We start from the raw sequence: 22,056 nt of genomic DNA, 5'->3' as shown, positions 1-22,056 counted from the left end.
ATAGGTGAGTGCTAATCTTTTTTGCTAGCTTCATTTTTTGCTGTTGGCGTTTCGCTCTTTGCGGCTTTGGGATCGTTTGGCTCGTAAATATTACCACCAGAAACCTTTTTGCATTCTTTCAAATTTAGCTTTTGCATTATCATAGTCCTTATTGAACTCACTTGAATTCCAAGTGATCAAATAGTATTGGGTTTATCTTTTATTGTGATTATCACAACTTCAGGAGGGCCGTGCCAGACTACTCAACCGACACTCCCGACAGGTACAAACTTAACACCAAATAAACACAAGGTGAATGAAAAATTAAAGAAAATTTTCAAATAATAGTTTAGATATATTTACACTATTCTAATGGTATGAAAAGTAAAGATAAACTTAGTTTTTTACACCTTGAATTTAGCCATCTCAAGCTCTAGATTTCCGGATAATGATTTAATCGTATCTGTCGCTTTGTGCGCTTTTTCTGAGACGCTAGCCGTTTGCGATGCGGTATCAGAAATAATAACGACACGTTTGGCTGTATCTTCACCTGCATCCAATTGCTCTTTGGCTGCTTGAGCTATTTGATGACTCATCTGTGATATAGATTTTAACGAATCGGCGACTTGCACAAGCGCTTGGGAAGCTTTAGATGACATACTCACCGTCTTTTCACTTGTTGCAATACTCAAACTTACCGAAGCCTTCGCATCTTGAGTCGCACTTTGCAGCTTAGTGATCATGGTACGGATCTCTTCTGTACTGGTTTGAGTGCGCTGAGCAAGCTGTCTGACCTCGTCCGCTACGACAGCAAAGCCTCGTCCTTGCTCTCCAGCTCGTGCTGCTTCTATCGCAGCATTGAGTGCCAGTAAGTTGGTTTGCTCGGCGATAGATTGGATAACGGTAAGTACATTGGCTATGTTAGATACTTCTTCATCTAGCACTTGAATGTTATTACCAGCGCTGTCAATTTGTTGCTCTAATAATGCAATTTCAGTCGCTGCCTGGGCGGTCAGTTTGTCGGCTGCATTACCTTGCTTTTCAGCCTCTTGAACTGAATCTGCAGCTTGCTCGGCATGTTCGACGACGGTTTGTGCTGATGCTGTGAGTTCGGTAATTGCTGAAGCCACCATCTGAGTTTCTGCATTTAAACTACGAGTTAGATTCTCAAGTTCTACTGAGCGTACTTCGCTGTCTGATGTTTGGTTTTGTAGCGCCTTGGTTGCTTCCTTAAGTCCTTCAACTACACCTCTTAGTCCGCCTTGCATATAGGCCATGGCTGCGAGAATACTATAATCTTGGCATTCATCAGTATCGATTGGTGTAGTCAGGTTTCCTCTTGAAACATGTTTTACGATTTCGAGTACATCATTGATTTCAGCACCAAGTTTGTTATTCAAAGACAGTCCAAACCGCGCAAGTGCGGTGGTTAATGCAACGGCAACCATTAAAGAAAGTGCAACTAACCAGATTGCGGTGTCCCAATAGCGCTCATTCACTTCTTTATAACTAATACCTGTGCCGACGTACCAGCCAAATCCTGGGGTTTTTTGAACCACTGAGGTCAGGTCGACAACTTCTCCATCTCGTAGTGAGGTCCAATTGTAGGTAATGATCTGATCAAATTGGTTACCGACTAAGCGCTTCACCATGCTGCCTATGCTTTTGCCGTCAGCATCTTCAAAGTCATTAAAGCTGGTGTTATGTAGTTGGGGGTCATGAGGTGTTGCTACGAAGTCCATTTTATCATTAACAACATACACATACTCAGAGTCATGGTATTTATTTTCTCTTAAAACCTGAATTGCCATCTCTTTTGCTTGTTGCTCAGTCAGTTTTCCTTGCTCTGCAAAGTGCTCAAACTGTTTAACAATATTAATGGTGCTTTTCATTAATTGGTTGATACGTGCAATATTATCGCTTTCACTGGCATGGCGCAGAGCTTGAAGACCTACAAAGGCAACGGCAAGTAATGAAACAAATATTGCGGCGGCAAAGGTAATTATTTTTGCTTTTAATGTGAAACTAGAAAACACAGGATCGCCCCCTAAAAATACTCTCATTACATGATTTAGCATGTTTAGGGGGAGTTTGTAAGTAGGTTAATGCCCTATGCGGGTTATTTTGAGATGATATTTACTCATACTACTTAAGGGTGAAGACTAATTTGCATTAATTATGCTTATTTCTTCATCAGTTAACGGGCGATATTCTCCCTCAGCAAGGGTTGGATCAAGTTCGATCCCTGCAATGTTTTCTCTATGAAGTTCAACTACTTGGTTGCCAACTGCGGCAAGCATGCGCTTTACTTGATGATATTTTCCTTCGCAAATAGATAAGCGTAGTGCAAATTTATCAATAAGCTCGGCTTTTGCTGGTAAGGTTGCTTGTCTTTCACCATGTAACTCAACGCCTTGCTCAAGCTGTGTTAGCGCTTCTTCAGTGAGTTCATCGCGACTTTCTAGTACATAAGTTTTAAACTTTTGTTTCTTTGGCGAGGTGATTTGATGAGACCAATCACCATCGTTCGTGAGCAGAACCAAGCCCGTCGTATCGATGTCCAGTCTACCTGCAACATGAAAATCTTTTAAGTTAGGTTCTTCGATTAAATCGAATACTGTAGGGTGTAATTCATCACTATTTGCACATACATAACCTTGTGGTTTGTTTAGCATATAGTAGCGTAAACCCAAATACTCTAGGCGTTTGCCATCGAAAGTAATATGGTCTGCTTGGGTGACTTGAATATCGCCTTTTTTGACGACATTGCCATTGACGGTAACTAGACCTTTTTTAATATTAATTTTGACCTTGCTGCGCGGCATCTCTGCAACGTGGCTCAAAAATTTCTCCAATCTACATGGAAATTTCATAGCTAAATAACTCGAATAATAAATTAGTTTTTGCGGTAAATATCGGATAATAAATCATAACAATGGACACTGAGAGCAAAATGCTCCCCGACCTTTGCGAGCAAAAGCTTTAGAGCACCTTCCGTGAGCATTTGTTTTTGCTCTAATGTTCTACCAGCCATCATATGGATTTGTAGGTGAATAAATCCTTGTTTGCCATCACCTAACTGAAAATGCTCAAAAGCAACAGCACGGGTTTTGACGGAAGTTGGATCAAACAAGCCACTTGCACAGGCAAATTGCTGCACCTGTGATACTAATGCCTCGGTGTCAATTGGCAAATTAGCTGAGTGTTCGAGAATAAAGTGTGGCATGTGAAACTCCATGTTTTTGCATTAGGCTCAGAGTTTATGCTATTTATCAGGGGTTATTCCAGAAAAGAGTGAATTATTAGCATGCTGTCCTTATTTAAAGTCTCACCTTTGCTTAGCGATGAAGAAACCCAATGGTTAATTGATACCTTTGTCTGGGCATTTGAGCATTTTGATGGCGAGTACTTTTTAAATGAAACGCAGATCATTACTCCGACTCCCAGTTGTTTTCCTGAGCCGGTATCCAGTATTGAAGAGATGGCGGCAGTGGTTTTCTCCCGAGTAAAGTCCTATGCGGGATTACAACGGTGGCCAATCACTTTGGTTGCGCCTGAACGCATGCTCGCGTCGACCAGCATGACTAAGTTAAACATTGCAGGGCGTTGGCGCGGTGAGCAAGCGGTTATCGCTGAACCGGCTGCGCCTATTTTGATTTCTTATAATCCCAATCAAATAAATCAGCCTCAAGATCTGATCGCCAGTTATGCAGGTGTTATGGCAAAAGTTTTAATTTTACAGCGTGGCGTGTTACCTCCAGGTGGGGAAGCGCAATTAGACGCGGCTTGTGATGTGCTGGCGAGCTTTTTTGGCTTTGGGGTCATGGTGTCTAATACCGTATATCACTTTAGGGGAGGATGTGGTTCTTGCTACAACCAATATGCCAACCGAAAAGCTGCACTGACGGAGCAGCAGAGTGTTTTTGTGCATGCCCTAGTATGCCATTTTAAAGGGGTGAAAGATGGTCATAAGTATCTTAAGTCACACCTTGTGAGTCAGTATAAAAAGGCGAAAAAGCAAATTAATACCTTAATGGATAACTCAGAGCGAGGTGATTTACTGGCCTTACAGGAGCATGCACATGCTCGTTTATCTTGATGAGTTTATCTTAATTGCGCTGGCACATTTTTTTGCTGTCGCAAGTCCCGGTCCTGATTTTGCGATAGTGCTTAAACAAAGTGTACAGCAGGGTAGAGCAAACGCCCTTTGGACAAGTTTTGGCGTTGGCCTTGGTATTTTAGTACATGTCAGTTATTGCTTATTGGGGGTTGCGTTACTGCTATCTCAATCTGAAACCTTGTTCACAGCAGTAAAATACTTAGCCGCGCTTTACCTCGCTTACCTTGGTGTTCAAGCGTTGCGGTATGCAAAACCCAATTCAGAGCAAGAAAATATCACTGAACACGCTGTTACTGAGTCTAATTGGACTGCGTTAAAGCGAGGCTTTTTAGTCAATGCCTTAAATCCCAAAGCAACGTTGTTTTTCTTATCGCTTTTTACCTTAGTGATTGAGCCAACCACACCAAGCAGTGTGCAGTTGTTTTACGGTGTTTATATGGCGTTGGCTACCTGGGCTTGGTTTTCGTTTTTATCTTTAGTTTTATCAAAAACAAGGGTAAGACAATTTTTTCGTCGTGCAGGACATTGGTTTGATCGCGGGATCGGTGTGATCATGTTATTGCTTGCAGTAAGGTTGGTGGTCTAATGTGTGACAAAAACATTATTAACTTTAGCTTTGGTTCAAATATGTCGACTGCACGTTTGCTTGCTCGCTTACCACAAGCGAAGCTACTTGGAGTGGGGAAATTGCATGGCTATCGGCTGACTTTTGATATGTTGAGCACCGATGGTTCAGCCAAGTGCAGTATTACGCCGAGCACTGAAGTAAATAGCCATGTTTATGGCGTTTTGTATGCGTTGGATGAGCAAGAAAAGGCGCGATTGGACGACATTGAAGGGGAGCGCTACAGCTGTCATTGCTTGCCAGTTGAAAGACAAGATGGCGGTATCGTGGACGCCTGGTGCTATATTGCTAACACTTTTGTGGAACAACAATTACCTTTCGATTGGTACTTACATCATGTGTTCGCTGGGGCAAAGGAGCATCAGTTTCCAACCAGCTATTTACAGGCAATTTCGGCGCAACCACACGTTACAGATAATAATAGTGACAGACAACAACAAGAATTAGCCATCTACCACTGTGATGCTACAAAGTTAAACCTTAAGGCCTAACTCGTAACATCATGATTAGTTGTGGCAAAAATCCAAGGAAAAATAATGAAAATAAAACAATGGCTATTAACCTCCGGCCTAGTTGCAGCAAGTTTTCTTAGTGCGCAGGTAAGTGCGGCAGTAAACCAACAAGATGTTGAAACTGCGGTAAAAAGCGCAATGGCAAAATTTAATATTCCAGGTTTGGCAATCGGTATCGTAGAAGATGGCAAGGTTGTGATGACCAAGGGTTTTGGGGTGACGCACTTAAATAAGCCAGCCAAGGTCAATGCGGATACCTTGTTTGGTATTGCATCCAACACCAAAGCATTCACGGCAGCAGCGCTGGCGATGTTGATAGATCAAGGCAAACTGAATTGGGATGACAAAGTCACCAAACACATTCCAGAATTTAAGCTTTACGATAGTTATGTTACTCAAGAGATGACGATCCGAGATTTATTAAGTCATCGAAGTGGGTTGGGTCTTGGGGCGGGCGATCTTATGATCTGGCCTGATACTGATAAAACCATGCCAGAATTGCTAGCAGGTATTTCACATCTCAAACCTGATTCAAGTTTCCGTAGCCATTACGCTTATAACAATTTGATGTTTGTGGTTGCAGGAGAAGTCGTAAGCCGAGTCAGTGGTAAAGATTGGCGCGATTTTGTTGAGCAGGAAATGTTTACCAAGCTGGATATGGATGATTCAAAGGCTGGATTCTCTCGGATCCCAGCTAACAATAGTAATTGGGCGACTGGCTATATTCCGATGGATGGCAAACTTACACCGTTCTTTGTTAACTACCTAGAAGATTTCCGTGGTGCTGGCGCCATTGCGTCTAACGTGGATGACATGACCAAGTGGTTACAAACTCAGCTTGAAGGTGGTCGCTTACCTTCTGGCGAGCAGCTATTTAGCCAAGAGCAACAAGTGCAAATGTGGCATCCACACATTACACGTATTCCCGCAGCAAAAGCCGCAGAAGTATACCACCAGCAGTTTAGAGGGTACGGCCTTGGCTGGGCAGTGGAGGACTACTTTGGTTATAAAAAGGTAGGTCACGGCGGCGGGATTTTAGGTATGGTGTCGCAAGTTGCGATGATCCCAGAGAAAAAATTGGGTGTGGTGGTCTTATCAAACCAACAAAAATACCCCGCACTTTCAGCGATTATCAATGAAGTGTTTGAAGATGCACTTGGCCTAGAAGATAAAGACTGGGTGCAGATCATCGCCGATGACTACTTTAAGGCGCAACAAGAAAAATACGCTAAAGCTGGGATAATCGAAGTTGCAAAACCACAACCAGCTTTACCATTAAACCACTACACGGGGACACTAACTAGCGCTTGGTATGGCGATGTGGTAGTGGAAAAGCTCGGTAAGGAACTGCGCATTGATTTTACGCATACTAAGCGCTTAAAAGGGAAACTTGAGCACCTAACCGGTAACACCTTTGTGGTACGGTGGGATGAGCCATTACTTGAAGCAGATGCTTACATCAATTTTGTGATGGATAAATCTCAACGGGTTGAGTCTGCTGCGATGGAATTTGTTAATCCGGAAATAACCGACTTTAGTTTCGATTTCCATAACTTGGATTTAAAGGCGAAAGAAATCCAGCATTAGGATATACCAAAGTATCAAAGCCACAATTATGTGGCTTTGATATAGTGAAAGGATAGCTACTTAAATCAACCACGTCGCAAACTAACATAGGATGTATATTCGTTATGCGTACTGCAATTATTACTCATCCATATTGCCGCAAGCATAAAATGACCGAGGAACATCCTGAGTGTCCTGCGAGGTTAGATGCGATATCAGACAGGTTGCTAGCGTCTGGACTTGATATCGCCATTGAGCACAAAACGGCGCTGAAAGCCGATACCTCACACTATGCATTGGTTCATGATCAAGCCATGATCAAAGAAGTAATGGATAAAATCCCTAATGAAGGGTTAACCGAGTTAGACGGCGACACTTGGCTTTGTCCTGATTCTATGAAAGCGATTGAACGCGCTGTCGGCGCAGGAATACTTGCGGTGGACGAAGTGGTTGCAGGTAAACTTGATGCTGCATTTTGTTCTGTTAGACCTCCTGGGCACCACGCCAATCAAAGTACTTCATCGGGGTTTTGTGTCTTTAATAATGTTGCCATTGCTGCCGCTTATGCCAAGACAAAGGGCGTAGAGCGGGTGGCTATATTAGACATCGATGTACATCATGGTAATGGCACACAAGATATTTTCAAAGACGATCATAGCGTGTTACTTTGCTCTTTGTTTCAACACCCTTTTTATCCAAATACCGCGATTGAGAATCATCAAACACTTATCAATTCCCCGTTGAGTGCGGGAGCGGATGGCACAGACTTAAAAGCCTTGGTGGAGCAGCAATGGTTACCTAAGCTGCAATCATTTAAACCTCAGCTCATTTTTATCAGTGCAGGGTTTGATGGTCATTTAGAAGATGATATGGGTGGGCTCAAGTTTGTTGAACAAGATTACCAGTGGTTTACTGAGCAAGTGGTTGAGTTTGCAAACTCATCGGACTGTTTGGGGATTATTTCCTACTTAGAAGGGGGCTATGATCTTTCTTCTTTAGGCCGCAGCGCCGTGACACATATCAAAGCGCTGGTTGAAGCCGGTTAGCTTAGACTTAATAAATCAAAAGCCTGCTGAGTATTTCTCAGTTGGATTTTGCTCACACAACACTGGCCTTCGTCAACGAGATATTGTTGCACTAATTCGGTTAAATATTTCAACTCAATACATTGCACAGGTGCACCTTGTACGTTGCTACAGCAATCGTTTGTGTATACTAGAATTACACGTTTGAGTGACGCATCATCGAGCAGATGCGTTGCATCTCTTAGTGCTTTTTCATCTTCGATAAACTCTATACTTTGGTCCAGTACCAGCAATAAAGGATAGGTTTTTATCGCCATAATTTGTTCTTGGTCAAGTTATCAAAAGTGTCGCCCAGTATACTTCAAATTGGAATAATATTGCGAGAGTGTGCTTATGGTTGGTGATTCACGTCAGTTACAGATCAAAGAAGTATTTACCAATAGCTTGTTATGTTGCGATGAGCAAACCAGTCTATATGATGCGGTTGCGCAAATGCGAGCGAGCAGAGTGAGCTCGATCTTTATTACCCGTGCCGATGACATTATTGGTATCTGGACTGAGTCGGATTGCGTTAAGCTCAACTTTAACGATCCTGATTTTTCCCAGGTGCCGATCCGGGAAGTGATGACTACACCGGTGCAAAAAATTCAAATAGATAAAACCTTGAGTGAGGCGACGGTCAAGTTCCACCAACTAGGGATCCGTCACTTACTTGTGGTGGACCAGGATAATCTGCCTTGTGGTGTGGTCTCTTTATCCGATATTGTGCGCAGCCAAGGGCTCGACCATTATTTGCATTTTAGACCAATTGAGCAACACTTTGACTCGAGCATTGTGATTTTAGACAGTGAAGACTGCGTCTCTGATGTTATCAATAATATGCGTGAGCTTAAGCTTACCGCTGTGCTGGTGTATAACCGTGAATTAAATGAGTATGGCATTATTACTCAGCGTGATATTGCGTACATTATTCTCAACCCTGATTGGCGTCAGCCTTGCTGGCAATTAGCTAGCTATCCGATGCTCTCCATGACGCCAAAAGACAGCCTATTCGATGCTTATCGGCTGATGACGGTAAACTCCATTCGTCATTTGGTGGTGACGTCCCCGGAATCGCAACAAGTGATAGGGCTATTAGCGCTCAAAAATGTCCTGACTGAAATCGAAACTGCGTATTGTAGCGAGCTGGAAAAAGTCCTAGTACAACGTGATATTGCACTGCAAAAATCGGAGAAGAATCTTTATCTAGCAAACCGCATTATTGATGCTTCTCTCGATGGTATCATGATCACCAAAAGTTCAGGTGAAATAATCCAGATCAACCCAGCGTTTAGTGCGCTTACTGGCTACAAAGATTATGAAGTACTAGGGAAAAACCCCAGCATATTGAGCTCTGGGCTACATGATGAATGCTATTATCAGAGCATGTGGCAAACTCTCAGAGAAACTGGTGTGTGGCAGGGTGAGATCTGCAACCGCAAAAAGAGCGGTGAGATTTATGTTGAATGGCTCACGATTATTGAGATCAGAGAGCCGTACAGTGACGACATGCTCTACGCGGCCATTTTTAGTGACATTACGGAGCGCAAAAATGCTGAAGAAAAAATTGCTCGCTTAGCTTATTTTGATGAATTGACTGGGCTGCCTAATCGCCGCTTATTTTACGACAGACTCTCTATGGCATTGGCATCAGCGCATCACTATAAGCAAAAACTCAGTGTGATGTTTATAGATTTAGACCGCTTTAAGGAAGTGAATGACTCTCTTGGCCACAGCGCCGGAGATGAGTTATTGGTACAGGTTAGTGAGCGAATAAAGTCTATTCTAAACGAAGGTGACACGTTAGCGCGACTTGGTGGCGACGAATTTGTTGTGCTACTGAGCGAAGTGAATGGCATGTCGGAGGTCATTGAGTTTGCTGACCAAATGTTGATGGCACTATCGAGCCCCTTTCAACTTGGTGATATGCAGGTGGCTGCGACGGCCTCTATGGGGGCAGCTATTTATCCCGAGGATGGTCATGACACGGAAACATTGCTTAAACACGCCGATGTTGCTATGTATCGCTCCAAAGAAGTAGGGCGCAACTCCTTCCAATTATTCGAAGCTTCGATGAATGCACGCTCATTTGAGCGCTTATCCATGCTAAGCCGTTTTCAGAATGCCTTAGAAAATGATGAATTTGAACTGCATTTTCAACCCTTGCAGTGCTTAACTAGCAGTCGTATTTCCAGTGTTGAGTGTTTGCTGCGCTGGCGCGACCCAAATCTTGGGATGATCTCGCCGGCTCAATTTATTCCACTCGCAGAGGAGCTTGGGCTTATTATTCGTTTAGATCAGTGGGTAATAGATAAAGCCTGTCAGCACTTGGCTAAATGGCAACGCGCCGGTGTTGATATTAGGCGCTTGGCGATTAATATCTCGGCGTCTCATGTCACTCAAGGCGACCTTTATCAATGTGTTGCGCAGGCATTAAAGAAGCACAACGTCGACGGCAAGTATCTTGAGCTTGAGCTTACTGAAAATAGCTTTATCGGTAATCTGCTTGAGGCTAAGTACACCTTGAGAAAACTCAAGGAGCTGGGTGTAAAACTGGCGATTGATGACTTTGGTACCGGGTATTCTGCGCTCAGTTACTTGGCTAAACTGCCCATCGATATCCTAAAAATAGATGCTAGTTTTATTGCTAAAGTGCCCGATGAATATGGCAACAGCGAAATTGTTTCGGCAATTGTGGCGATGGCTAAGGCGCTCAACCTGCAAGTTGTAGCTGAGGGCGTTGAAAAGCCTGTACAGAAACGTTACCTGCGCAAGCTAGGTTGTCATACAATCCAAGGTTACGTCTTCTGTAAGCCACTTACAGAAGACGATTGGCATACATTTTATTCGTCAGAGAAGGTGATTTCGTAAGAGGTAAACTTACGGATATTGATCACGCCATTATCAAAAATAAGATATTGGCCTTTGATCCCTTCAAGCACGCCTGATACTACAGGGTCTTTATCAAAGTTAAACGAGCTGATTTTACTCGGGTGCTGCTCTACAGGGAAAGTGAGATCAACCACTTCCTCGTCCAGCACTTCAATGGCGGTTGCACCAAAGAGTTCAGCAAGTTCGTCGAGCTTTGTTTGGATCTCGGGAATAAGCTTAGCGGCTTCTGCTTTGAGGTCTATTTCAGGATTGATGCCTTTGAGCATATTGCGCCAGTTAGTCTTATCGGCAATAAACTGAGCCAGTGCCACTTCCACTAATCCTGACTGGTGGCGGGTTTGCACCTTAAAAATCGGCAGTGCTTGCGTTGCGCCTTGATCTACCCAACGCGTTGGGATCTGTGTATGACGAGTGATCCCAACTTTAAGACCTGAGGTATTGGCCAAATACACATAGTGCGGGATCATACAGTTCTCTTCGCCCCATTGGGGTTCACGACAGGTGCCTTGATCATAGTGGCAGGTCTCTGGCTTCATAATGCACATGTCGCAGCTAGCGAGTTTTCTCATACACACGAAACAGTGGCCTTGCGAATAGCTCTTTTTGGTTTTCTTACCACAGCTACTGCAAAATATATTGCCGGTGAAGGTCAGGGTAACAGGTTTACCAAAGTAGTCATTGAGTGATACTAAGTTATCACCCACGGGTAATTGATATTGAATAGGTTCAACAAGCGCTGATTTCAACTTGCTGAGTGTACCTTGTACTTGCATCTTTGCCCCTAAAAATGCTCATAAAAGGGTAGGATACCATTACAAACTTAGAAACGCAGTGTGTAAAAATGAAAAAGGCCAGCGCCGGGCTGGCCTTGCAAAGCTTAATGTGAATTAGCTTTCGCGTGCGATTGCGCGATATGCGATATCTGTACGGTATTCTACGCCATCCCAGTGAATGTCTTTCACTAGAGAGTAGGCGCGTTTTTGCGCTTCGGTTACTGTGTGGCCAAGGGCCGTCGCACACAATACTCGACCACCAGCGGTGACTACATGCTCGCCATCTTGCTTAGTACCAGCATGGAACACTTTTTCACCTTCAGGATAGTTCACTTGAAGACCTGAAATAGCGTCACCCTTAGGGTAGTTCCCAGGGTAGCCACTAGCTGCAAGCACAACACCAACAGCCGCTCGCGGATCGAATTCAATCGATGTTTGATCAAGCTCTTCACGGTTTGCCGCTTCAATCAGCTCAACTAAATCAGATTGGAGGCGTAACATGATAGGTTGTGTTTCTGGGTCACCAAAACGGCAGTTATACTCGATAACTTTTGGCGTGCCATCCGCAGTGATCATCAAACCAGCGTATAGGAAACCTGTATAAGGGTGACCTTCTTTCGCCATACCGTCAACCGTTGGATTGATCACTTCGGCCATGATGCGATCATGAATGTCTGGCGTGACTACAGGAGCTGGAGAGTATGCACCCATACCGCCTGTGTTTGGGCCTTTATCACCATCGTATGCACGTTTGTGATCTTGGCTGGTGGCAAAAGGAAGTACATTTTTGCCGTCAACCATGACGATGAAAGAGGCTTCTTCACCTTCTAAAAACTCTTCGATAACCACGCGGCTGCCCGCTTCGCCAAAAGCATTCCCCGCAAGCATATCGCGGATAGCTTCTTCTGCTTCCGCTTCGGTCATTGCCACGATGACCCCTTTACCAGCAGCAAGACCATCAGCCTTAACGACGATAGGTGCACCTTGCGCTTTCAAGTAGGCAAGCGCAGGCTCAATTTCTTCAAACGTTTGATAAGCCGCTGTTGGAATATCGTGACGTGCTAAAAAGTCTTTAGTAAACGACTTTGAACCTTCCAACTGCGCTGCTGCTTGAGTAGGTCCAAAAATAGCTAAGCCTTCGTCACGGAAACGGTCAACTACACCGATAACCAGTGGCGCTTCAGGGCCAACAATGGTTAATTGCACATTGTTTTCTTTAGCGAAGACGACTAAGGCATCGATATCTTCAACGCCGATAGCCACGTTTTCGAGTTTAGGCTCAAGCGCAGTACCAGCGTTACCAGGTGCTACAAAAACTGTTTTTACAGATGGGTTTTGTGCGGCTTTGAACGCAAGCGCATGCTCACGTCCACCGCTGCCAATGACTAGTACATTCATGGCGAAATTTTCCTATTAAAGCTTTTTGAATTTTAAGGTCATGCGGTCGCTTTCCCCAATCGCTTTATATTGCGCTGCTTTTTCATCACCCAGCGCTAAGCGAGGTGGCAGAGTCCAGACGCCTTTTGGATGATTGGCGCTGTCTAGCGGGTTGGCGTTAATGTCGCTGCTTGCAACTAATTCAAACCCAGCTTGCTTGGCGATATCAACAACATAACTTTGCTTCATATAACCTGACGACTTTTGATCTTCAAGTTGGCGGTGCTCAGGCAGACGGTGTTCAACCACACCTAAAATGCCACCAGGTTTCAGTGCCTTATTAAACGCGTTGAACGCGCTAAGTACACCTTCATCCCCTTTACCCATGTACCAGTTATGCACGTTACGGAAGGTAAGTACCACGTCTGCACTGCCTTGTGGCGCAATATTACTGTGTGTCACTGGTGCAAATTCGGTGATCTTTACTTCACTATAGTCTGGGTTGGTTGCTACTTTGTCTTTGTAGCCTTTTAATGAACGTTGATAGTAGCCAACATCTGAATCAGCAGGGAAGTGCGCTGCATAATAGGTGCCTTGACCTTTAACCAGCGGCGCTAAAATCTCGCTATACCAACCACCACCAGGTGCAATTTCTACCACGGTCATTGATGGCTCAATGCCAAAAAAAGCAAGCGTTTCACTTGGGTGGCGATATTGGTCTCGGGCTCTGTTTTTCTCAGCTCGATTGTCGCTAGCAACGGCTTTTGCAATCGCGCTTGGTACAGCTTGGCTGGAGTTGGATTCTGTCGCGTTACAGCCCACTAAAGTGGTAAATACTGCCGCAGCGATAAGAGATTTCATACCTAGATTCATCGTTAGCTTCCTTCATTCTGTTATGATTATGCTGTAGCCAGAATACTGGAAATTAGCTGAAACAAAAAGCGCGAAACTCATAAGTTTCGCGCTTTATTGATTAATGGCGGAAGTGGCGCATGCCGGTAAACACCATTGCCATTCCGGCTTCATCAGCGGCGGCAATCACCTCTTCATCACGCATTGAACCACCCGGCTGGATAACTGCGGTAATACCCGCAGCTGCAGCTGCGTCAATGCCATCACGGAATGGGAAGAACGCATCAGATGCCATCACAGAACCTGGTACTTCTAGGTTTTCATCGGCGGCTTTGATCCCCGCGATTTTTGCAGAGTATACGCGGCTCATTTGGCCTGCGCCTACACCAATAGTCATCCCATCACGGGCGTAAACAATCGCGTTAGACTTAACAAATTTAGCGACTTTCCAGCAGAACAGTAGATCTTTTAGTTCTTGTTCTGTAGGTTGACGTTTCGAAACCACCTTAAGGTCGTCCAAACCAACCATACCTTGGTCACGATCTTGTACTAAGATACCGCCATTAACACGCTTAATATCAGTACCTGTGGTTTTGTTTGACCACTGGCCACATTCTAGTAAACGTACATTTTGCTTCGCAGCAACGATTTGTGCGGCTTCTTCTGATACGCTCGGTGCGATGATAACTTCAACAAACTGACGTGCTACAATGGCTTCCGCCGTGTCGCCGTCTAGCTCTCGGTTAAAGGCGATGATACCACCGAAGGCAGAAGTTGGGTCGGTCTTAAATGCGCGGTCATAGGCGGCAAGAATATTGTCATCAACAGCAACACCACAAGGGTTTGCGTGTTTTACGATAACACAAGCCGGCTTATCAAATTCTTTAACACACTCAAGTGCTGCATCGGTATCAGCGATATTGTTATAAGATAGCGCCTTACCTTGAAGTTGTTTAGCCGTCGCGACGGATGCTTCTTCAATGTTGTTTTCAACATAGAAAGCAGCGTCTTGATGCGAGTTTTCACCGTAGCGCATATCTTGCTTCTTAGTGAATTGCATATTGATAGTGCGAGGGAATTTGGTTTCCTCAGCCGCTTCTTCCGTATAATCCGGAACCATTTTACCGAAGTAGTTGGCAATCATGCCGTCATACTGTGCGGTATGCTCGTAGGCCGCAATAGCTAGGTCGAAACGTGTCTTGTATGTTGTAGAGCCAGAGTTCGCCTTCATTTCTTCAATAACACGGCTGTAGTCACTCGCATTTACAATAATGGTCACGTCTTTGTGGTTCTTAGCCGCAGCACGAACCATTGTTGGACCACCAATATCGATATTTTCTATTGCATCTTCTAGGCTACAGTCAGCTTTCGCAACAGTTTGTGCGAAGGGGTATAAGTTGACTACTACCATATCGATTGCTGAAATATTGTTTTCAGTCATGACGTCTTCGTCTTGACCGCGACGTCCTAAGATACCGCCGTGCACTTTTGGGTGAAGCGTTTTAACGCGACCATCCATGATTTCTGGGTGGCCAGTGTAATCAGATACTTCTGTTACTTTAATGCCGTTGTCTGCAAGTAGTTTGCAAGTACCGCCAGTTGATAAAATTTCTACGCCTTGAGCTGCAAGTGCTGTGGCGAATTCAACGATACCGGTTTTATCTGACACGCTTAGTAGGGCGCGACGAATTGGACGATGTATATCCATGATGGTTCAGGTTTCCTCAATGATTAGTTAAGGGCTAGCTTAGAAAGCCGGTATTTTAGCGCATTATTGTTAAGATGACGATGTTAAAAGGCGAGATAAACATGAGAAAAGTGCGATATGAAAAGGATAAATGTCCGCTAGCTGCTGAATTTTAAACAATAAAAAAGCACCCGAAGGTGCTTTTTTATCAACTAAATTTTACCAGCAGTGCTTAGTTCATGCCGTATTTTTTTAGCTTCTTGCGAAGTGTGCCACGGTTGATACCTAAAAGGATCGCTGCACGAGTCTGGTTACCACGAGTATAAGTCATAACCTCTTCTAGTAGAGGCGCTTCAAGCTCAGAAAGAACTAACTCATAAACGTCTTGTACGTCTTGACCATTAAGCTGCTTTAGGTAGTGATGTACAGCTTTTTTAACTGCATCGCGCAAAGGTTGCGGTTTCTCTTGTGACTGAACATGAGCGTTAGTAATAAATGGAGAAGTCACATTTTGTTCGAACATCGTTATGTCTCTTTCTTAGTTAGCCTGAAGGATGAATAAATTCATTCACCCTAATGTTTCAAAATAGTCTTCTAATGCCTCGATTTGCGCTTCTGGCGTCTCCAAGGCATTGAATACTCGCCTAAATTGACCTTCTTGGTCATGGGCCTGCAAATACCAAGATACATGCTTGCGTGCGATGCGCGCTCCCATTGGCTCACCATAGAATTGATGAAGGTTTACTAAGTGCTCCATCAATATTGCTCGAACCTCTGCTATTTCAGGTTCTGGCAAATGTTCACCGGTTTGCAAATAGTGGTCTATTTCTCGGAAAATCCAAGGACGACCTTGGGCGGCTCGACCAATCATAATGGCATCTGCGCCCGTGTATTCCAGCACCTGTTTCGCTTTTTCAGGAGACGTAATGTCACCGTTTGCTACCACAGGAATAGATACTGAACGTTTAATTTCTCTGATCGTGGCATATTCAGCTTCGCCTTTATACATACATGCTCTTGTACGGCCATGCACGGCTAGCGAAGCAATGCCTCGACGTTCAGCTATGCGAGCAATCTCAACACCGTTACGATTGTCTGTGTCCCATCCTGTACGGATTTTTAACGACACAGGTACGTCAACGGCAGCAACCACAGCGGTTACGATTTCGTCAACCAACTCTGGATATTGCAACAATGCTGAGCCTGCAAGCTTCTTGTTCACTTTCTTAGCGGGGCAGCCCATATTGATATCTATGATCTGCGCACCGTTTGCGACATTAAATTGTGCTGCTTGCGCCATCAACTCAGGATCTGCTCCTGCGATTTGTACCGAGCGAATGCCTGATTCACCGCTGTGATCCATGCGATTTTGCGACTTATCGGTTTTCCACACTTTTGGATTTGAAGACAACATTTCTGATACCGCAAGCCCAGCACCTAGACGTCGACACAGTTGTCGAAACGGTCTGTCGGTGATCCCAGCCATTGGTGCTACGATAAGATTGTTTTCAAGTTGGTATGGACCAATACGCACTACAGTTTAATCCGCCTTACCTCAAGGGGCGCTAAGTTTACGGTTTTTTTCGCAAAAATCAAAGGTTATAAATTGAACATAATTGCTTTTTTTTTGAACTTTATGGGTTGACATTTGATAACAACCTGAGAGCCCAGATAATTTGCACGAAATTTATGCAAAAACAATTTTAAAGGTACAATTTGAGCCGAAAATTTAAGCTGTGAAAAATGCGTAAAGCCTGTTAATTACAGGCTTTACCAGTTAAAACTTACTAACTTTCATTGACTCGCTGATACTTTTGTCAGCGTTACGTTAGCAGCCTTATTTTTTCACACCGCTGACGCGCGTCCATTCACCCTGTTGGGCAATGTTGTCTAGCTTTAAAAATGGTGCGTAAACATCCGCAACGGATTGCGCTTGCTCTTCTAAAATACCAGACATAGCGATGGCGCCTTTGTCGCCCAAGAAGCCGAGAATGATTTCGTGTAGCTCTCTCAGCGGCTGTGCAAGAATATTAGCAACAACGATATCAGCACTGAATTGCGGCTGGTTTTCAGGTAAATACACTTCTAGTTTATCTGCGACGCCATTACGCTCGGCATTATCGCGGCTTGCGATCAGCGCTTGTGGATCGATATCAATACCAATCACACGCTCAGCGCCTAATTTGATTGCTGCAATGCCTAAAATCCCAGAGCCACAGCCAAAATCAACGACCGTTTTGCCACTGAGGTCTTGTTGTTCTAGCCATTGCAGGCAAAGTGCGGTTATCGCATGAGTACCAGTACCAAATGCAAGGCCTGGATCTAGTAACACATTGACGGCATTGGGATCTGGCACATCACGCCAGCTTGGGCAGATCCATAATCTCTCGCCAAACTTAATTGGGTGGAAATTATCCATCCACTCGCGTTCCCAGTCTTTGTCTTCTAGCTGTTCAAGCTTGTAGTTTAACGGCTTGTCATAATGTGACTGGACAAAGTCAACGACTGCTTGCATATCATGGTTTGCTTCAAATAAACCGATCACGGTTGTCTCAGGCCATAAGATGACTTCGCCAGGTTTTGGTTCGTAAACGGGATTGTTTTTACTATCCATGAATGTGACAGACGGACAACCGACATCCATAAGCATATCGCTTAAAGCATCGGCATCGGCTTTATCTGAATAAATTCGGATTTGGATCCAAGCCATGTGTGTATACCTATTTAATCCAATTAATATAAAAAAGGCCGCTGAATAGCGGCCTTAATCTTATTTGCTACTTTTTAGCCCTTAACGTCTAAAAAGCTCTTTAATAGATCTGAGCGAGAAGGGTGGCGCAGCTTACGTAGCGCTTTAGCTTCAATCTGACGAATACGCTCACGTGTTACATCAAACTGTTTACCCACTTCTTCTAACGTGTGGTCTGTATTCATATCGATACCGAAACGCATACGTAGTACTTTAGCTTCACGAGCGGTAAGGCCTGCAAGTACCTCGTTGGTTGCGCCACGAAGACTTTCCATCGTTGCTGAATCAATCGGCGACTCGATAGTGGTGTCTTCGATAAAGTCACCAAGATGTGAATCTTCATCATCACCAATTGGCGTCTCCATTGAGATTGGCTCTTTGGCGATTTTTAACACTTTGCGGATCTTGTCTTCAGGCATCATCATACGTTCTGCCAATTCTTCAGGACTTGGCTCTCGGCCCATTTCCTGTAGCATTTGACGAGAGATACGATTCAGCTTGTTGATTGTTTCAATCATATGCACTGGAATACGAATAGTTCTTGCCTGATCCGCAATTGAGCGAGTAATCGCCTGACGGATCCACCAAGTTGCGTATGTTGAAAACTTATAACCACGACGGTATTCAAATTTATCAACCGCTTTCATCAGACCGATGTTACCTTCTTGGATCAGATCCAAGAACTGCAGACCACGGTTGGTATACTTTTTAGCGATTGAAATTACAAGACGTAAGTTCGCTTCAACCATTTCTTTCTTCGCACGGCGAGCTTTTGCTTCACCAATACTCATGCGACGGTTGATGTCTTTAATACGCTCAATGCTAAGACCTGTGCTATCTTCAAACGCTTTAAGCTTGTTAACACAACGCTCGATTTCAGGTTTTACTTCAGCAAGTTTTGCTGAGTGTTTTTCACCTGATGCAATTTCAGCATCGATCCATGCGGTATCGGTTTCATTGTTAGCAAAGTGCTTAACGAAAACCTTTTTCGGTACCTTAGCAATCTGAACTGCTTGTTTCATGATGATGCGTTCTTGAACACGCACTTTATCCATCATGTCGCGCATGTTGTTTACCATGCGGTCGAATTGCTTAGGAACTAACTTGAAAGTACGGAAGTGATCGCCGATTTCCTGAATTGCAGCTTTCGCATCTGGGTGCGAGCGACCTTTACTTTCAAAAATTTCTCGCGCTTTATTGTACAGCGTACGAAGTTGTTCAAAATGCTCACGAGCTTCTTCAGGATCTGGACCTGAATCGCCTTCTTCTGAGTCATCATCGTCATCATCTTCATCATCATCTTCGTCATCTAAGTCTTCATCACTTAGCTCAGAACCGATGTGTGTTGCTGAAATTGGCGCTTCGTCTTCCTCGATAGCATTAGGATCAAAGAAACCAGAAACGATGTCGCTTAGGCGCATTTCTTCTGCTTCGTACTTGTCCCATTGCTCTAGCAGGTAAGTAATAGCTTCAGGATATTCTGCAACAGAAATCTGTACTTGGTTGATCCCTTCTTCAATACGCTTAGCGATTTGGATTTCGCCTTCACGAGTTAGAAGTTCAACCGTACCCATTTCACGCATATACATACGAACAGGGTCAGTTGTGCGGCCAATTTCTTTTTCTACTGTTGCTAATGCCGCAGCCGCTGCTTCCGCAGCATCCTCATCTGTTGTTGTTTCTTGCATCATCAACTCATCAGCATCAGGCGCATTTTCAGAGACCTGAATACCCATGTCGTTGATCATGCTGATGATATCTTCTACCTGATCTGAGTCTATGATGTCTTGTGGAAGATGATCGTTAACTTCTGCAAAAGTTAAATAACCTTGCTCTTTACCTTTCTGAATCAGAAGTTTGAGTTGTGACTGAGGAGATTGATCCATAGAGAAATTTGCTTCCACTCTGAAAAGTTGATACAACAGGCGCCAGCTATTTAACAGCTAAATTTTGATGACGCAGTGAATAGAACATTATAGCACCGAAAATTGCTATTGACTAGAACTTCTACTGTTTAAGCGCTTGGGTAAGGAGTGCGCATTCTAGCCGCTCATCATTTGTTAGGCCTTCGGTTTTCTCCTTTATTAATAGGGTCTCTAGGCGATAATTTAAACACTGATCTTCAATAAATTGAAAAGTATTTTTAAATTCGTCTTCTAGCCTATCTTCAGCAACGCCATGTTGCCACACCGCAAGCTTTTTCAAGGCATCGAATTCAGCTTGGTCGCGATAATGTTCAAGTAACTGCGCTGTATTTATTTGCGGGTTATCGTGACATAACATTTGTAAGCTCAGCAGCAGTTGAATACCAGGGATCGCCATTTCACCGAGTTCAGGCATATACTCAACCGTTTGCGCAAGCTGTGGATGTTGGAGCAGTAAGCCAATCGCTCGACGCATCGGCGTGACTTTAAATTGGCGCTCAATTTTATTCTGCTGTTTGTTACTTGCCAATTTTGCACTAAGCTGCTCACGAGTACGACCAATTAACCTGGCTAAGGTGGTTAACAAACTCTCTTGGTAGTAGTCACTGGGTATTTTGCTGATCAGTGGAATGGCATCGGTAAGCAGCTTGGATTTGCCTGCATCATTTGTAAGATCGCATTGCTCACGTAATTTGGTAAACAATACTTGCGTGTAATCGCTTGCTGTTTCCAGCCGTGCTTCAAAGGCATCTTTGCCTTCTTGCTGTACCAATGAGTCTGGATCTTCACCATCAGGTAAAAAGACAAACTGTAGAGACTTACCGTCTTTTAAGTTAGGTAAAGCATGGTCAAGTGCACGCCAAGCTGCATCGCGGCCAGCTCTATCACCGTCGTAGCAGCAGATCACTCTGTCGGTATTACGAAACAAAGTTTGCATGTGTTCAGCTGTGGTTGCAGTGCCTAATGCGGCAACGGCGTAATCAATGCCTTTTTCTGCTAAGGCAACGACGTCCATATAACCTTCCACAATCAAGACTTTATCTAATTGCTTATGGGCCTGTTTAGCTTCATAAAAACCATAAAGCTCGAAACTTTTATGGAAAATGCGTGTTTCAGGCGAGTTTAGATATTTTGGGCCTTGATCTGCACCCATTATCCTTCCGCCAAATGCGATGACACGACTGCGTTTATCACGAATAGGGAACATCAAGCGATCGCGGAAGAAGTCAAATTGACGGCCAGCTGACTTTTCTGATGCTAATTTCAAATCGAGCAGCTGTTGTTTGTGCTCAGGCTTGCGGGCTATTTGATTACACAATGACTCCCACTCAGGTGGTGCATAACCAATCATAAACTTTTGGACAGTTTCGCCACTCAGTCCGCGCCCTTTTACGTAGTCAATTACTTGAGTGGCATTGCTATGGTGTTTTAACTGGTGCTGATAAAACTTAGCGGCTTGGAGCATTAAGTCATAGTCAGACTTTTTTTCTTCCATTGAACGCTGTGGCCCTTGCGGGGCATTTTCGCGTGGTACTTCTAAGTTTAATAGGGCGGCTAATTCTTCAATAGCATCGACAAACTCAAGCTTATCGTATTCCATTAAGAAGGATATCGCGTTGCCATTAGCACCACAGCCGAAGCAATGGTAAAACTGTTTATCACGTGACACGGTAAATGAAGGTGTTTTCTCATTGTGAAATGGACAGCAGGCTTGATAGTCTTTTCCTGCCTTTTTCAATCCCACACGACCGTCTATGAGCTCGACAATGTCCGCTCTTGCGAGCAAGTCATCAATAAACTGTCTAGGGATTTTGCCTTTCATTTATGTTCCGAAGTTGTACTAGTGAGTGAGCGCATTATATCAAGTAGCAACAAGAAAAAATCAACTTAATTCAAGTGAGATATTTTATCAGTACTGCATTGGTACACATGACG

At 44.1% G+C, this 22,056-nt stretch carries 20 protein-coding genes; 6 read left to right on the top strand and 14 right to left on the bottom strand.

From position 1 onward, the window contains the following. Positions 1-11 precede the first annotated feature (11 nt). From PPIS_RS25625 to PPIS_RS12240, 4 genes are all read right to left on the bottom strand, one after another. Positions 12-137 (bottom strand): hypothetical protein, encoded by a 126-nt coding sequence (locus PPIS_RS25625; protein ID WP_019647436.1) that lies wholly within the window; start codon positions 135-137, stop codon positions 12-14. Positions 138-383: 246 nt separating this feature from the next. Then, positions 384-2,042, bottom strand: coding sequence for a methyl-accepting chemotaxis protein (locus PPIS_RS12250; RefSeq protein WP_248694172.1), 1,659 nt, complete (start codon positions 2,040-2,042; stop codon positions 384-386). A 99-nt stretch (positions 2,043-2,141) separates the two neighbouring features. Continuing rightward, the gene (gene rsuA, locus PPIS_RS12245) at positions 2,142-2,852 is read right to left on the bottom strand and encodes a 16S rRNA pseudouridine(516) synthase RsuA (RefSeq protein ID WP_026345592.1); all 711 of its coding nucleotides are present in this window, start codon (positions 2,850-2,852) and stop codon (positions 2,142-2,144) included. Positions 2,853-2,875: 23 nt separating this feature from the next. Continuing rightward, positions 2,876-3,205: a 5-carboxymethyl-2-hydroxymuconate Delta-isomerase gene (locus PPIS_RS12240; protein WP_010374147.1), complete on the bottom strand. Its 330-nt coding sequence runs from the start codon at positions 3,203-3,205 to the stop codon at positions 2,876-2,878. Between the two features lie 81 nt (positions 3,206-3,286). Between PPIS_RS12240 and PPIS_RS12235 the strand changes: the two genes are divergently transcribed. The 5 genes from PPIS_RS12235 to PPIS_RS12215 all read left to right on the top strand — a co-directional run bounded on the left by PPIS_RS12235 (position 3,287) and on the right by PPIS_RS12215 (position 7,848). Continuing rightward, on the top strand, positions 3,287-4,078 hold the full coding sequence (locus PPIS_RS12235; protein WP_010374145.1) for a hypothetical protein: 792 nt from the start codon (positions 3,287-3,289) through the stop codon (positions 4,076-4,078). After that, a complete protein-coding gene (locus PPIS_RS12230) occupies positions 4,062-4,685 on the top strand; it encodes a LysE family transporter (protein WP_010374142.1) in 624 nt (207 codons plus the stop codon). The genes PPIS_RS12235 and PPIS_RS12230 overlap by 17 nt, the downstream gene beginning before the upstream one ends. After that, positions 4,685-5,215, top strand: a complete 531-nt coding sequence (locus PPIS_RS12225; protein ID WP_010374140.1) for a gamma-glutamylcyclotransferase family protein — start codon at positions 4,685-4,687, stop codon at positions 5,213-5,215. Before PPIS_RS12230 ends, PPIS_RS12225 begins: the two co-directional genes overlap by 1 nt. Positions 5,216-5,260: 45 nt before the next feature. After that, the gene (locus PPIS_RS12220) at positions 5,261-6,823 is read left to right on the top strand and encodes a serine hydrolase (protein ID WP_010374138.1); all 1,563 of its coding nucleotides are present in this window, start codon (positions 5,261-5,263) and stop codon (positions 6,821-6,823) included. Between the two features lie 104 nt (positions 6,824-6,927). Beyond that, on the top strand, positions 6,928-7,848 hold the full coding sequence (locus PPIS_RS12215) for a histone deacetylase family protein (protein WP_010374136.1): 921 nt from the start codon (positions 6,928-6,930) through the stop codon (positions 7,846-7,848). On the opposite strand, the gene PPIS_RS12210 is transcribed toward PPIS_RS12215, so the two are convergent. Then, complete coding sequence (locus tag PPIS_RS12210; RefSeq protein ID WP_010374135.1) at positions 7,845-8,144, bottom strand: DUF4144 family protein; 300 nt, start codon at positions 8,142-8,144, stop codon at positions 7,845-7,847. The genes PPIS_RS12215 and PPIS_RS12210 overlap by 4 nt on opposite strands. Positions 8,145-8,220: 76 nt before the next feature. Between PPIS_RS12210 and PPIS_RS12205 the strand changes: the two genes are divergently transcribed. Further along, positions 8,221-10,737 carry an EAL domain-containing protein gene (locus PPIS_RS12205; protein ID WP_010374132.1) on the top strand — a complete coding sequence of 839 codons (2,517 nt, stop codon included), beginning with the start codon at positions 8,221-8,223 and terminating at the stop codon, positions 10,735-10,737. On the opposite strand, the gene PPIS_RS12200 is transcribed toward PPIS_RS12205, so the two are convergent. From PPIS_RS12200 to dnaG, 9 genes are all read right to left on the bottom strand, one after another. Beyond that, positions 10,710-11,531: a DUF2797 domain-containing protein gene (locus PPIS_RS12200; protein WP_010374130.1), complete on the bottom strand. Its 822-nt coding sequence runs from the start codon at positions 11,529-11,531 to the stop codon at positions 10,710-10,712. The genes PPIS_RS12205 and PPIS_RS12200 overlap by 28 nt on opposite strands. Positions 11,532-11,645: 114 nt before the next feature. Further along, positions 11,646-12,929, bottom strand: coding sequence for a phosphoribosylamine--glycine ligase (gene purD / locus PPIS_RS12195; protein ID WP_010374128.1), 1,284 nt, complete (start codon positions 12,927-12,929; stop codon positions 11,646-11,648). Positions 12,930-12,944: 15 nt separating this feature from the next. After that, positions 12,945-13,781 carry a class I SAM-dependent methyltransferase gene (locus PPIS_RS12190; protein WP_010374126.1) on the bottom strand — a complete coding sequence of 279 codons (837 nt, stop codon included), beginning with the start codon at positions 13,779-13,781 and terminating at the stop codon, positions 12,945-12,947. Between the two features lie 100 nt (positions 13,782-13,881). Then, positions 13,882-15,468: a bifunctional phosphoribosylaminoimidazolecarboxamide formyltransferase/IMP cyclohydrolase gene (gene purH / locus PPIS_RS12185; protein WP_010374124.1), complete on the bottom strand. Its 1,587-nt coding sequence runs from the start codon at positions 15,466-15,468 to the stop codon at positions 13,882-13,884. Between the two features lie 211 nt (positions 15,469-15,679). After that, positions 15,680-15,970 carry a DNA-binding transcriptional regulator Fis gene (gene fis / locus PPIS_RS12180; protein WP_010374122.1) on the bottom strand — a complete coding sequence of 97 codons (291 nt, stop codon included), beginning with the start codon at positions 15,968-15,970 and terminating at the stop codon, positions 15,680-15,682. Positions 15,971-16,015: 45 nt separating this feature from the next. Further along, entirely contained in the window at positions 16,016-16,981 is a 966-nt protein-coding gene (dusB, locus tag PPIS_RS12175; protein WP_010374120.1) for a tRNA dihydrouridine synthase DusB, read from the bottom strand. 303 nt (positions 16,982-17,284) lie between these two features. Further along, positions 17,285-18,157, bottom strand: coding sequence for a 50S ribosomal protein L11 methyltransferase (gene prmA, locus PPIS_RS12170; protein WP_010374118.1), 873 nt, complete (start codon positions 18,155-18,157; stop codon positions 17,285-17,287). Positions 18,158-18,231: 74 nt separating this feature from the next. Then, complete coding sequence (rpoD, locus tag PPIS_RS12165; protein ID WP_010374116.1) at positions 18,232-20,082, bottom strand: RNA polymerase sigma factor RpoD; 1,851 nt, start codon at positions 20,080-20,082, stop codon at positions 18,232-18,234. Between the two features lie 121 nt (positions 20,083-20,203). Beyond that, positions 20,204-21,943 carry a DNA primase gene (gene dnaG / locus PPIS_RS12160; protein WP_010374114.1) on the bottom strand — a complete coding sequence of 580 codons (1,740 nt, stop codon included), beginning with the start codon at positions 21,941-21,943 and terminating at the stop codon, positions 20,204-20,206. Positions 21,944-22,056: the final 113 nt, after the last annotated feature.

This window comes from Pseudoalteromonas piscicida (assembly GCF_000238315.3).
Lineage (GTDB): Bacteria > Pseudomonadota > Gammaproteobacteria > Enterobacterales > Alteromonadaceae > Pseudoalteromonas > Pseudoalteromonas piscicida.
Note: the sequence above shows the minus strand (reverse complement) of the source record. Positions and strands in the feature narration are given on the sequence as shown.

Coding starts and splice junctions, on each gene's coding strand:
- PPIS_RS25625 (WP_019647436.1), bottom strand. CDS start 137: ATGCAAAAGCTAAATTTGAAAGAATGCAAAAAGGTTTCTGGTGGTAAT.
- PPIS_RS12250 (WP_248694172.1), bottom strand. CDS start 2,042: ATGAGAGTATTTTTAGGGGGCGATCCTGTGTTTTCTAGTTTCACATTA.
- rsuA (WP_026345592.1), bottom strand. CDS start 2,852: ATGAAATTTCCATGTAGATTGGAGAAATTTTTGAGCCACGTTGCAGAG.
- PPIS_RS12240 (WP_010374147.1), bottom strand. CDS start 3,205: ATGCCACACTTTATTCTCGAACACTCAGCTAATTTGCCAATTGACACC.
- PPIS_RS12235 (WP_010374145.1), top strand. CDS start 3,287: ATGCTGTCCTTATTTAAAGTCTCACCTTTGCTTAGCGATGAAGAAACC.
- PPIS_RS12230 (WP_010374142.1), top strand. CDS start 4,062: ATGCTCGTTTATCTTGATGAGTTTATCTTAATTGCGCTGGCACATTTT.
- PPIS_RS12225 (WP_010374140.1), top strand. CDS start 4,685: ATGTGTGACAAAAACATTATTAACTTTAGCTTTGGTTCAAATATGTCG.
- PPIS_RS12220 (WP_010374138.1), top strand. CDS start 5,261: ATGAAAATAAAACAATGGCTATTAACCTCCGGCCTAGTTGCAGCAAGT.
- PPIS_RS12215 (WP_010374136.1), top strand. CDS start 6,928: ATGCGTACTGCAATTATTACTCATCCATATTGCCGCAAGCATAAAATG.
- PPIS_RS12210 (WP_010374135.1), bottom strand. CDS start 8,144: ATGGCGATAAAAACCTATCCTTTATTGCTGGTACTGGACCAAAGTATA.
- PPIS_RS12205 (WP_010374132.1), top strand. CDS start 8,221: ATGGTTGGTGATTCACGTCAGTTACAGATCAAAGAAGTATTTACCAAT.
- PPIS_RS12200 (WP_010374130.1), bottom strand. CDS start 11,531: ATGCAAGTACAAGGTACACTCAGCAAGTTGAAATCAGCGCTTGTTGAA.
- purD (WP_010374128.1), bottom strand. CDS start 12,929: ATGAATGTACTAGTCATTGGCAGCGGTGGACGTGAGCATGCGCTTGCG.
- PPIS_RS12190 (WP_010374126.1), bottom strand. CDS start 13,781: ATGAATCTAGGTATGAAATCTCTTATCGCTGCGGCAGTATTTACCACT.
- purH (WP_010374124.1), bottom strand. CDS start 15,468: ATGGATATACATCGTCCAATTCGTCGCGCCCTACTAAGCGTGTCAGAT.
- fis (WP_010374122.1), bottom strand. CDS start 15,970: ATGTTCGAACAAAATGTGACTTCTCCATTTATTACTAACGCTCATGTT.
- prmA (WP_010374118.1), bottom strand. CDS start 18,157: ATGGCTTGGATCCAAATCCGAATTTATTCAGATAAAGCCGATGCCGAT.
- rpoD (WP_010374116.1), bottom strand. CDS start 20,082: ATGGATCAATCTCCTCAGTCACAACTCAAACTTCTGATTCAGAAAGGT.
- dnaG (WP_010374114.1), bottom strand. CDS start 21,943: ATGAAAGGCAAAATCCCTAGACAGTTTATTGATGACTTGCTCGCAAGA.